General features: G+C 37.0%; 9 protein-coding genes. 5 read left to right on the top strand and 4 right to left on the bottom strand.

Going from position 1 to position 12956, the window contains the following annotated elements; all coding sequences use genetic code 11:
• Window positions 1-2: 2 nt before the first annotated feature.
• Together pcp and V6255_RS08055 are read left to right on the top strand one after the other, a co-directional pair.
• Complete coding sequence (pcp, locus tag V6255_RS08060) at window positions 3-641, top strand: pyroglutamyl-peptidase I (RefSeq protein WP_341627685.1); 639 nt, start codon at window positions 3-5, stop codon at window positions 639-641.
• Window positions 642-918: 277 nt separating this feature from the next.
• Window positions 919-1536, top strand: a complete 618-nt coding sequence (locus tag V6255_RS08055) for an alpha-ketoglutarate-dependent dioxygenase AlkB family protein (protein ID WP_341627684.1) — start codon at window positions 919-921, stop codon at window positions 1534-1536.
• A 107-nt stretch (window positions 1537-1643) separates the two neighbouring features.
• Here V6255_RS08055 and arfA read toward each other — a convergent pair whose 3' ends face one another.
• Window positions 1644-1865 (bottom strand): alternative ribosome rescue factor ArfA, encoded by a 222-nt coding sequence (arfA, locus tag V6255_RS08050; protein ID WP_025564373.1) that lies wholly within the window; start codon window positions 1863-1865, stop codon window positions 1644-1646.
• A gap of 254 nt (window positions 1866-2119) precedes the next feature.
• Window positions 2120-3484 carry a sodium:proton antiporter NhaD gene (nhaD, locus tag V6255_RS08045; protein ID WP_341627683.1) on the bottom strand — a complete coding sequence of 455 codons (1365 nt, stop codon included), beginning with the start codon at window positions 3482-3484 and terminating at the stop codon, window positions 2120-2122.
• Window positions 3485-4507: 1023 nt separating this feature from the next.
• On the opposite strand from nhaD, the gene V6255_RS08040 reads away from it, so the two are divergent.
• The 3 genes from V6255_RS08040 (at window position 4508) to mdoH (ending at window position 10806) form a co-directional block, all read left to right on the top strand.
• A complete protein-coding gene (locus V6255_RS08040; protein WP_341627682.1) occupies window positions 4508-6151 on the top strand; it encodes a cation:proton antiporter in 1644 nt (547 codons plus the stop codon).
• A gap of 813 nt (window positions 6152-6964) precedes the next feature.
• Entirely contained in the window at window positions 6965-8563 is a 1599-nt protein-coding gene (locus V6255_RS08035) for a glucan biosynthesis protein G (protein WP_341627681.1), read from the top strand.
• A complete protein-coding gene (gene mdoH / locus V6255_RS08030; protein WP_341627680.1) occupies window positions 8551-10806 on the top strand; it encodes a glucans biosynthesis glucosyltransferase MdoH in 2256 nt (751 codons plus the stop codon). Before V6255_RS08035 ends, mdoH begins: the two co-directional genes overlap by 13 nt.
• Window positions 10807-10906: 100 nt before the next feature.
• Here mdoH and V6255_RS08025 read toward each other — a convergent pair whose 3' ends face one another.
• Both V6255_RS08025 and V6255_RS08020 read right to left on the bottom strand, forming a co-directional pair.
• Window positions 10907-12223: a type II toxin-antitoxin system HipA family toxin gene (locus V6255_RS08025; protein WP_341627679.1), complete on the bottom strand. Its 1317-nt coding sequence runs from the start codon at window positions 12221-12223 to the stop codon at window positions 10907-10909.
• Window positions 12217-12564 (bottom strand): helix-turn-helix transcriptional regulator, encoded by a 348-nt coding sequence (locus V6255_RS08020; RefSeq protein WP_341627678.1) that lies wholly within the window; start codon window positions 12562-12564, stop codon window positions 12217-12219. Before V6255_RS08020 ends, V6255_RS08025 begins: the two co-directional genes overlap by 7 nt.
• Window positions 12565-12956: the final 392 nt, after the last annotated feature.

The raw sequence follows: 12956 nt of genomic DNA, 5'->3' as shown, positions 1-12956 counted from the left end.
CCATGAAAACATTATTAATAACTGGATTTGAACCCTTCGGTGGTGATAATAAAAATCCTGCATTAGAGGCGGTTAAACGCTTAGATGGACTTGAGCTTGAAGGAGCAAGGGTAGTAACCTGTAGTGTGCCTGTTGTACTTCAAACTTCAATTGACGCAGTCATTAGCGCAATTAAAATGCATAAGCCTGATTATGTAATGACAGTAGGGCAAGCTGGTGGACGAAGCGCCATTACACCTGAAAGAATAGCCATCAATATTGATGATTACCGCATTCCCGACAACGACGGTAATCAACCGATTGATCAAAAAGTGTTGGAAAATGGACCCGATGCCTACTTTTCAACCTTGCCTATCAAAGCCATGGTAAAAGCAATGCAAGATAAGGGCATACCTGCACAACTATCGAATACCGCTGGTACGTTTGTGTGTAATCACCTTTTTTATGGTATTCAACATTACCTACGAGACACCAATATCAACCACGGTTTTGTACATATTCCTTTAATGACTAATCAATGCCTTGATGGTAGTCAATCGACTATGTCTTTAGACACCATTGTTGAAGGTCTAACCATTGCAGCCCAAGCAATTGTTGATAATGATAAGGACATCAACTTTGGAGCTGGGACGATTTGTTAATATTTTTTATTTTAATTAAAACCTAATTTTGTAATTAAATTATGGATAATACCTGTAATGTGACGTTCAAATAAAATCATCGAAGTAGTAACTGGTTTTTCAAAGCTGATTAAAGTGAAAAATATACGACAATAACCATACTTTATCGATTTTTTATCCGTAATTTAGTTTAAATAGTTAGGTTTGCATCATTGGCGAATCTTTTTTGGACACTGAATATTTATAAAGATATTTTTTAAATATAATTCCTTCAATTTGAATTAATTTCGGATTACTCATGACCTTGTCCCTTTTTGACGATGAACCACCGATTGAACTTATTAATAGTGACGGCATGGTTACTTGTTGGCAGCAATTATTATTAGAGGATGAAGCTTCGGCGCTATTTTCTGAATTATTAAATTCGCCAATTTGGCGACAGGAGTCGATAACCATCTATAAGCAGCGTCACTTACAACCGCGTTTAACAGCTTGGTTTGGGGATTACGGTGTTAGTGCTGAAGGGGGTTATCAAAAGTTATATAAAACAGTTGAATTCACTCCAAAATTGCTAGCGTTGAAAGCTACAATAGAAACTATAACGGGATATCGCTTTAATTGTGTACTTGCAAACTTATATCGAGATGGGCAAGATTCGGTCGGCTACCATGCTGATAATGAAAGAATATTAGGGGTAAACCCAGTGATAGCGTCATACAGTTTGGGAGAAACTCGTCGCTTTATATTAAAACATAATCAAGATAAGCTACAAAAAGTGACTTGCGAGCTTCAACATAATAGTTTGTTGTTAATGCATGGCGTATTACAGCATCATTGGCAACACTGTATTACTAAAACTCAACGCAGTGTTGCACCTAGAATTAATCTCACCTTTAGGCTGATTAAACCATTTTAAAATACTGCTGTAATGCACATGCAGCCTCTATCAAGCTTATGTTCTGCATTAAGTATTGCAGGTTATGTCTTGTATTCAATATAAAAAGTGCTATCAGATAATGGCGCTTAAGCCGCTATTTGATAACACTCTTTGCTCGAGTGTTTTACTTTACGGTTAAATGAACCTTTGCCTTTTTTCGCTTTAACGACTCTCATGCAAAAAATCTTGCTTGTTACTAATGCGGCCATTGCTGAATGGTTGATGGTGCCACGCGCTAGGTCAGTTTGTTTTGGTGTTGAATTTAAGGTTGGTGATTGTGCTTTAACCTTTTTGTTGTGCTTCGCCATTTGTTGTCTTCTCCTTTGAAGAGCAGTGAAAGAATACGTTTTACGCTGAGTGGTATAAATTGCAATAGTAAATTAAAAAATATTAACTATTTGCTTCAGCTATTTATTGTAGTTATTTATTGTAGTTATTTATTGTCGCTATTTACCTCCTCTATTTATTCATTGCCACTATTTACTTCGATCGTTTATTGTTTTATTTTTTCTTTTGTCATTAAAGCGACCGATATCGCGAGTGTGATAACGGTCGCTTTAAGTTAATGTCCCGCTATAGCTTGCACGGCTGGTTTTATATAAAGTCCAAGCACTTCGAATTGAATATACCAAACGGCCACGGAAGCAAAATAACCAATGACGATTGTCCATGAATATTTCATGTGCGCACTAAATGTATAAATACCTTTTAGTTTACCCATTACGCCAACACCCGCAGCAGAACCGAAAGAGATCATACTACCACCGACACCAGCGGTTAATGTTACTAACATCCATTGTGCTAATGGAATATCCGGTGATGACTTTAAGACGGCTGACATCACAGGTACGTTATCAACAATCGCTGATAAGAAACCGACACCCATGTTGACGTACATAGGATCAAATAATGTATAAAGTTTAGCGGCGTGGTTTAAGAAACCTGCAAAGTGAAGTGCGCCAACCGCTGCTAGGATACCGAAGAAGAATAATAAGGTATCATTTTCAACTTTTGAAACAGACTTATAAATTTGAATGTCATTTTTATGGTATTTTTTAAGTGTGTATGCGTAAAGTTGTAATAATGAAAGGCCAAATAGCATCCCCCACATTGGTGGTAAATGCATGAGTTGTTTACCTAAGACCGCTGATGCAATGGTGAAAACACCAAGACCAATAATCACTTTACCACCTTTGTGAATTTTAACGGGTTCCGCCCCTTCTATTTTTTCAGGTGCTCCTTCTGGTACAAATCGAGACAGCAAGAACGCTGTAATGCCCCAACCAATAACAGCTGATGGAAATAGGAACAAGAAATCAATGAATGTACCTTTACCTGCTGACCACGCCATTAATGTAGTAATATCACCAAATGGAGACCAAGCACCACCAGCATTTGCTGCTACAACGATATTAATGGCGGCAGGTATAAGAAATGCTTTGTTGTTCTTTTCTATAGTGATTAATACAGTTGAAAGAATAAGGGCGGTTGTTAAGTTATCTGCGACGGGTGATATAAAGAAAGCTAGAAGGCCTGTTACCCAAAACAGTTTTTTATAATTAAACCCTGATTTTAAGAGTTTTTCTTTTAACGCATCAAATACATTCCTTTCAATGAGCGCTTCGATGAACGTCATTGCAACGAACAAAAAGAAGAATATTTCTGCAATCTCTAATATAAGATGTGCGATTTCAGTATCGAATGCTCTAAAATCTAATCCGTTTACTGCGTAATATCCACCGAGTAACATAAACATAAATGTGCCGGTGAACAGGGCAGGCTTAGCTTTGTTGATATGGTATTTTTCTTCCGCTGCAATAAAGTAATATCCAACAACGAATATGGTTAATAATAGCCAACCAAACGGTCTAACGGCTAAGTCAACAGCATGAATTACACCTTCTGCACCTTCTATTTTTGTGGTCATTTTATCCCCTTTAAAACTGTGTAAGCATGAATAGATTTTTCATTGTCATTTAATGTGTAATACCAATTACATTAAATAGCTTATCTATTTTTTTTGTTAAAACAGCCCACTTCCTCGTTGTAAATTTCGTAAAGGGAATAGCCTTTTACGTCAATTTACGCCTTGAATTGAACTGTTTTTCCAGTGCAAAATTTCGATAACTTATTTAATGTAATCGGTATAAGTTAAAGATTTTTTTAGAAAAACTATTTTTGCATTAATAATCTGAATGTTAAAAGTTTAATCACTTTTTAGCTTAAAACCTTATCTTCGGTCAATATATTGTCTATTTGTATGATAATTTAATAAGTTTACTTATTTATTGTTTCTTTATTGGTCAGGTATAGTGGTTTTGGGATGTTTACTTCTGAAGTGTTTTCTTTTGTGTCTTACCTTATTTTAATTTACAGGCTGCATATATTATTAGTCTTCTTAATAATTAGAGAGCTAATAATTAAGATATAAAAAATATAGAAACAGTAATCTTATATTTTCATGCTGATCAGATATATATCCGTTACTATCCAAGGTGCAACATTCAGTAAGCAGTGAAGTGATTAGATACTCGTTAGAAAGAGAAAGTTCTAATGGGTAAAATCGATACTGTCTAGCAACTAAGATTTTTACTTCACAGCTTGCCCTCTAGGTTGTTCGCTTGAAAACCAACTCTACCAATAAGGATAGCCATTGCATTCATGTTGGGCCTTGATTTGAAATCAAGCTAACGACTGAGTAACGCACCTTGTACGGTAATGGGTATAGTTATATTTTTGTGCTTAATTTTTCATCATTTATTACATATTGTTAAAGGTAGGGGGTTTTATTCCGTAGTAGTCGGTAAGTACCTGTTAATAAAGTGCATAGATATCTTTTTTTGAATATAAAAATAATTAATTATTAGCCATTTATGTTGAGAAAAGAGTTTGTGAGATGTGATCTACGTTATATATTATTGACTACTAACTCTTTTATTTAAGGCCCTACATGGACTCGATACTTATTATCCTTGCTATTTCATTAGCCATCGCAAGTATTATCAATATTGTGCTTACTAAATTCGCTATTTCACACATCGTGGGTTACATCATTACAGGCACAATCATCAGTAATATTTTCGATTTTAATGGCCATGCAGATCTCTCTTCTCTCGATTTGATAGGGGAGTTTGGTATTGTTTTCTTGATGTTTACCATTGGTTTGGAAATGTCTTTTTCTAAACTGAAAAAACTGCGAAAAATAATTTTTGTGAATGGGTTTGTGCAAGTGGTTGCGAGTTCTGTAATCATCTTTTTAATTGCGTTCTACTTGATTCACTTAGATACCACTTCTGCGATAATTATTGCTTTGGCTTTTAGTTTGTCGTCTACCGCTATTGTGGTGACGTACCTTAAAAAATCTAAAGATATCGTGACACCCTATGGTGAAAAGTCGGTAGCGATTTTAATCTTCCAAGATTTAGCGGTTATCCCGATCTTATTGCTGATTGGGTTTTTAGCAAAAGAAGGGTTGTCGGTTGGCGATGTCTTATTAAAAACTGCGCTTTACGCCTGTCTAGTGATTGTATTTATGTTCACGCTAGGTAAAAAAATCATTGAATGGTTATTACATTTTTCAAGCAGAGCACGTATGGAGGAGATGTTCCTTGGCTCTGTTTTGACCATCGTTTTAGGTGCGTCATTATTGGCTCATGAAATGGGATTCACTTATTCTTTAGGTGCGTTTATTGCAGGTATGATAATTGCCGAAAGTCATTTTCATGTAAAAGTTGAGTCGGATATTGCTTCTTATAAAGACCTATTATTAGGGGCCTTTTTCTTTTCTATTGGTACAAAAATTGATGTGTTGTATTTCTTAATGCATCTGCATTTAGTCGCTGGTGTTTTAGTGTCTGCGATGTTGATTAAAGCGATTGTGATTTACTTTTTGATAAGACAAGAATCGAATAAAAGTGATTCGATAAAATCTGCATTAGCGCTTTGCCAGGTCGGGGAGTTTTCTTTTGCTATCTTTGCTTTAGCAACCAGTCAAAATCTATTGTCAGAGGAGCTAGGTGGTTTCCTTATTTTGGTGACTGTGCTGTCGATGATTATCACTCCTTTTATGGTTAACAATATTTATAAATTGGCTTCTTTGTTTGTTAAAGAGTTCTTTGAGGCCGACAAAATCACGCCTGTTACGGTGGATCATCATACGGTTATTTGTGGCTTCGATACCTTAGGACGAATCGTTGCTAAAGAGTTACAAGGTAAAAATAAAAACTTCTTAATTATCTCTGATAACTTACAACATGTGTTGATTGCGAGAAAAAGAGGCTATCACGCTTACTTCGGTCATTTAGACAAGCAACCTGTATTGGAGTCACTCAAGATAGAGTTATCGTCTAGTATTATTTTGACAGTGAATTCTATTAGAAATATTAAGATCATTTGTGAGTCTGTATTGAAATATCATCCTCAAGCAAACTTGGTGGTTAAGATTAATACCTTGGATGAGAAAGAGCAGTTAGCCGATCTTGCTATTCACTCGTTTGTACACGCACAGCATGAAACGGCGATGCTATTAGTGCAACATAGTCAGGTGACTAAAGCACTTGCTGAATCGACCGGCGATGTTATTACTGTTCAATAAGGTTTTATTGTGTGGGCGTTTGTCAGGTTGGCCGTTAATGCTTGGTTGATGAATGCTTAGGTTGATTATTAATGTTTCGGGTAATCGACATCCAATTCAACGTTTCACTAAACAATGTTGTGAACTGGGGGCACATGCTTTAGGTTGCAGATGCTTTTCGTGTTGATTGTTATGTTTGGTTTTTGCTTTGATAGCAGAGGTTAAAGGGTTAACGTTATAGATTTAAAAGAATAAACCCAACACCAGAACTCCTGCAGGCTAAAGCCAGCGCCCCGAAGTCAAAACAATAAATCTAATATCAACTTTCTTACAAGCTTAGTCTAGCGAGCTGAGGTCAAAAGCTATTTACTACTTGCATCCAGTTCAACATGTCACGAAACAATGTTTTGAACTGGGGGCGCATGCTTTAGCTTGCAGGTATTTTTTGAGTTGATTGTGTTGATTGTGTTTATTGTTATGTTTTGGTTTTTGCTTTGATAGCAGAGGTTAAAGGGTTAACGTTATAGAATTAAAAGAATAAACCCAACACCAGAATCCCTGCAGGCTGAAGCCAGCGCCCCGAGGTCAAAATAATAAATCTAATATCAACGTCTTTTTATCTCTTATTTTTTTGTTTTTATAATGTTATTTGTTGATGATTATTTTAGAACTTACAGGTTGTTTAGTAGTCGATAGTTATGAAGGTCACTGTTTTATCTACTTAATTATTACTAATTGAATGGTTACTTACCAATTAAAAGGTAGTTTTTATATCAACATAAAATAGTTTAACGTTTGTTACGTTATTTTCATTCATAACTTAAGAGTTTAAATATGTCATTACTATATAAGTCTTTACGTTCTATTTCTTGGAAGAATTTGAGTGTGATGAGTCTTTTATTGCCCAGTTTATCCATTTCAATGATTCCTTTAGCGGCACAAGCTAATTCATTAAAAGAGCAGGGGGCATCGAAAGCACTTTATGCAGTAAATGGAAAATTTGACCGTAATACGGTTGCTAATTTAGCGCGTAAATTGGCTAAATTACCTTATAAAGAACCTGACCTTACGTTACCTGCTACTTTGCAAGATTTAAATTACGATGAGTATAGAGATATTCGTTTTAATCCTACGTCTTCTCTCTGGGCTGACGATGGTTTGCCATTCCAGATGCAATTGTTTCATCGTGGTTTCTATTTTAAAGAAACAGTGGAAGTCGCGATTGTGGATGATGGCGTCTCTACCCACTTACGTTATGATCCGAGTATGTTTACGACGGGTGAAGTGATGAAAAAACCATTGCCTACTGAGGATGTCGGTTTTGCAGGGCTTCGTCTTCATCATCCTTTGAATAATTCAAACTACTTTGATGAATTGGCTGTTTTTCAGGGGGGCAGTTATTTTCGGTCTTTGGGTAAGGGCCAAGCGTATGGATTATCTTCGCGCGGGTTAGCATTAAAAACAGCTGATCCAGAAGGTGAAGAGTTCCCGACTTTTCGTGCTTTCTGGATTGAGAAACCGTCGAATGATAGCACCTCTACGGTTGTTTATGCTTTATTAGATAGCCCGAGTACGACAGGCGCTTATCGCTTCACAATACGTCCTGGTCAAAATACGGTGATGGATATTGAAGCGATGCTTTTTCCGAGAGTCGATTTAGATAAAGTCGGGTTAGCAGCAGAGACAAGTATGTTTATGTTCTCTTCTTATGACCGAGAAAATGTCGATGATTTCCGTCCACGTGTTCACGACTCTGATGGATTACTGATACTTAATGGACGTGGCGAACGATTATGGCGTCCATTACGTAACCCTAATAACCTACAAATTAGTGCCTTTACAGATAATGCGCCGTTAGGTTTTGGCCTAATTCAGCGTAATCGCGACTTTGATAATTTTCAAGACTTAGAGGCTCATTATGAACGTCGTCCAAGTTTATGGGTTGAGCCAGTAGGGAATTGGGATAAAGGGGCGGTTGTATTGGTGGAGATTCCAACTGAATCTGAAATTAACGATAATATTGTTGCCTATTGGGCACCTAGTAAAGTTATTCCTGCAGGTTCTGAGTATCAATTTTCCTATCGTTTATTTTGGGGAACAAAACCTAGCGTTGAACAAGGTCAGGCGATAGTTGATTCAACTAAAAGTGGTCGTGCTGGTATTAATGGCCCGACACCAACACGTTTATTTGTGATTGATTATACATTCCCTAACCCTTTAAGTGATATTGAAAAGCAAACGCCTAAAGCTATGATTAAAAACTCAGCGGGTGAAGTTCATCATATTGTTGTCACTGAAAACCCACATAATGATGGATACCGTGTGACCTTTGAATTAGATCCCTTGGATGTCGATTTAATTGAGCTACGTTTAGACTTAGCATTTTCTGATGGTCGTCAAGCGGAAACGTGGATGTATCAATGGACAAACTAAGAAAGGGTGAAATAAGTGCTTTAGAAAATGATAGCTCTCAAGATGATAGTTCTCAAGATTATAGTCCTCAAGTTGATAGTGAACATCAAACGGAGAGTGAACATCAAACTGACTTTCATACTCTCTCAGCTCAGTCAGACATTAAGTTAGGCATGCCTGTTGAGCATAGTGGTGATATGCCTGCTCAATCTTTATCTACCGTTAATGTCGGGGTTCAACACGTTCCAATAAACCCTAACGGTTGTCGTTCTCATGCATGGCGACGTTGGTTAGTATTAGGCGCTGCTTTATTGTTATCCATTTGGGGAATTAATGAAATGCGGTCAGTACTGACGGTGGAGTCGGCGACCTTTGTTCAGTACTTATTCCTTTTGTTATTCGGGTTAACATTTAGTTGGATAACCGTCGCTTTTAGTAGCTCGATAATGGGGTTCTTTCTGGTGCTTCGCCAAAGGCGTTTCCCACCTGAGCCTTTAACTACAAAGCTTATGAGCCGTACGGCCGTGTTAATGCCGACTTATAACGAAGCACCAGAGCAAATCTTTGCTTCTATTGAAGTGATGGCATCTGCTATTAATGAAATAGGCGAAGGCAGTGCCTTTGATTGGTTTATTCTCAGTGATACGACTGACCCTGAGATTATTATTGCCGAAGAAGCTGGCTTTCATTTATTACGTGAACGAATTGGTAAAACAATGAATGTGTATTATCGTCGTCGTCATCAAAACACGGCCAGAAAAGCGGGAAATGTGGCTGATTTTTGTCGTCGATGGGGCAGTGATTACGATCATTTGTTGGTGTTAGATGCTGACAGTTTAATGGAAGCTGACACGATACTCTCGTTAGCTCGACGTATGGAAGCTGATCCTGATACAGGATTAATACAAACTATCCCTCAATTAATTAATGGCACTACGTTAATGGCTAGGCTGCAACAATTTGCAACTTGTGTATATGGTCCAGTAGTGGGAACCGGTCTTGCTTGGTGGACTGATAAAGAGGGTAATTTCTGGGGACATAATGCCATTATAAGAACGGCTGCATTCATGTCTGCTGCAGGATTACCAGATCTTAAAGGAAAGCCTCCTTTTGGTGGACATATCCTTAGCCATGATTTCGTTGAAGCTGCGTTAATTAGACGAGCTGGTTGGAGTGTCATTATTGCTTCGGACTTAGGCGGTTCCTATGAAGAAAGTCCTCCTTCAATGATCGATCTTGCTATTAGAGATCGTCGCTGGTGTCAGGGCAATTTACAACATAGTCGTATCATTACTGCTAAAGGCTTGCATTGGGTGAGTCGTATTCATCTACTAACGGGAATCATGTCTTATCTGTCTTCGCCATTATGGTTATTATTGATCATGGTTGGATTAGGGCTTTCTTTGCAAGCTGAGTTTATTCGACCTGAATATTTTGCGAACGAATTTTCATTTTTTCCATCTTGGCCAACAATGGATGCCGCCCGTGCTTTGAGTTTGTTCATATTTACTATGATCATTTTATTTACCCCAAAATTACTTGGATTTATTTCATACATGCTTGATGGTAAATCAAGGAAAAGTGCTGGTGGTTTTATTGTATTAACGTTCAGTTTTATTCTTGAGGTGATTATATCTGCACTTATTGCACCTATTATGATGCTGATTCATAGCGGGGCTGTTATGTCGATTTTAATGGGCCAAGATTCTGGTTGGGATCCACAGCGTCGTGGTGACGGTAGCTTACCTGTCAAATACTTAATCTATCGGCATCGTTGGCACATGATATTTGGTGTGTTTTTAACCTTTGCTGCATATTTCAATTCTTTGGCATTGTTAGCATGGTTATCGCCTGCTATTGCGGGTATGTTACTTTCTGTACCTTTATCTATGTTGACTGGCTCTTTGTGGTTGGGGGACATGATAAAAAAAATGCGCTTATTACAAACTCCTGATGAGACTCAAAGACCGCTGATTCGACAAGCAATGGATGAGATAAGTCTTATTTATGAAGAAACTTTAAGGCGTTGTCCTAGCTTAGTTGAATTAGCTAGTAACCCCCAATGGCATACTATTCATTTGGCTTTTGTTGATCATATCCCTCCGCGCCCTCGTGGGCAGGTTAATTCTGTTGAAGCAACTGCCGCTATGAAAATTAGTGACGCTCTGGATATCAATCAAGCTGTTAGTTATTTAACTAAGCAAGAGCAAGCCGAAGTGTTAAGCACACTGAATCTATTCAAAGCACTTGCTAATTTACCTTAATAAATAACTAAATAACTAAATAAACAATAATTAGGTAATTAGGATAACAATGAATATTAAAGAGATATGCTTAAGAATTAACAACTTGATGGATTTTAGGTTAGATGTGTAACCTTAAGTTTTTATCTACTTCTTCGATTAACGAATGTGGTACTTCATTTTCTATGGCTAAGATTTTCCATCGAGCAACCATTTCAATCGTTTCATCAATCACTTCGTTAATCTTTGCTTTTGTAAATATAGGGCTGAGACGTTCGAATTTGTAAAAATCTTCACGATTGAAGTTATCTCTCTTACCTGCAAGACTCATCCAGTGATTGTTCACCCATTTATTACCGGGTTTGTAGCTGTATGCAATATCATAAGCAGGAGATAATGCCCATTTATCTTGTTCATTTAATATGAATGCAAAGTTCTTAGCATGATCATCGTGATTTCTTGCTACGACATTAAATACCATACGTTTAAACAGTTGCATTGCTTCAACTTGGCTTAATTTTAATTGTCTGGCTATGCCTATTAATTCCTCATAGGAAAATGAACCTGGCTGTTTATAACTGACATGTGCCAGACCGTTAAGAGTTTGCGTATGAACTTTTTGGTTCCCGATCCTATCAAACCGTTCAGTGATAAAGTGTCGCCTTTCCCCTTCATTTAATAAATGGCAATCAGTCATAGTAATACCACAACTACGAGCCATTAAATAATAAACATATTCCATTGCGCCAAACCCCATTGGGTCACCAAATGTCTCACTACTTTTATTATGCTCACTTACACCGTCAAACTTCATTAAATAATGTTTATAGCCTACTGGAACTTTGGTTTGTCCTGATTTAACTTGTGTGAAGTCTTCATTAAAAGCTAATACTGCTTTAGGTCTTGCGCCACCCGCACTCATACCTACAGACATGAGCGATAACATGGCTTCTTTGTCTTGTTGGTTTGGATGTTTCAGTTCAGCACTAAAGTTACCTCTTTCTGCTAATATCTCTTGTGCAACGGACACTAGTGATTGTATTTCTATTTTATTTGAAGCGTTAAACTTTTTAACTTGAGTTGCAGGGGAGTAAGTTAATGCACCCATTCCTCGTTTTCCTGTATATTGCAGTCTTTCAAGTGGCGATATACTTTCTGGTGATCGACCTAGGCTTGCAACCCATGCATTTAATACAGAGTTACCAAAGTCATCGGGGAGAGAATCTGCAATTAATCCAGGTAGTCCTTTAAAGGTTTCTCTATCAAGACCAGGGAAACTATAGATATTTTTCGATAAAGGCATTTTAAGAGGTGATAGTTCAATACCTTTACGGATAAAACTGGCGTCATACTCAAAAGCACCTAAGCCCGTTTCGGTATTAAAGCTTAGCGCACCGACTTCATGCGCTTTATATTTAACACTGACTGCTTCTACCATTCGAGTTCACTCTCTTGATTGTTATTTTTTAGATTATCTAATTGGGTTGTATTTTTAGAGGCACGTTTACGTTCAGTACCTTTCATTTTAGCTATTTGTATCGGTGAAACGGGTTGCTCCGGAAGAAAAAGTGAGAGTTGATCAAGTAAACCAAGGCCTTGCATTACAGCAATCATTGTTTCTAGCTTAGTTCTTCCTATTTCAACGTTAATGATGGTATTTTTAGATAAGCCAACCATTAAAGCGAGTGCTTCTTGAGAAAGGTTTGCATTCAAACGTGCTTGTTTAAGTCGTTCACCTAATGTCTCAGCTATAACTCTCGGACTATCATTGATATTCATACCACCTCCGTTTCTTTTAATAACACTATACCATGTAAAAATTTAAATTTAACTAATACCATTAAAATGGTTGTTATGGCTTTATTTTAGATTTAAAGACCGATTTATTGGTTCTTGTGGTATGCAGTTTTGAATATCTTTTTCGTTTTTTCAAAAACATTAAAATGGTCTTTAATGCTATATATGATTCATAAATACCATTTTAATGGGGGTTATGAGAGCTATATTTTATGGGGATGGCAATAATTATTGTGATTTTTATGATATTGGCTGGAGGATATATTCATACCAATCAGACCAAAATAGCTTATTTAATGTAATTAGTATTAATGTTAGGTCACGCATTTTTAGATTACTAGATCGTTGAAATAGACATTGTAAAATGTATTGAT

Origin of the sequence: Psychromonas arctica, from assembly GCF_038155225.1 — a bacterium.
In the GTDB taxonomy this organism is placed as follows: domain Bacteria; phylum Pseudomonadota; class Gammaproteobacteria; order Enterobacterales; family Psychromonadaceae; genus Psychromonas; species Psychromonas arctica_B.
The sequence above is the reverse complement of the archived record's forward strand: the minus strand, read 5'-3'. Positions and strand labels throughout refer to the sequence as shown.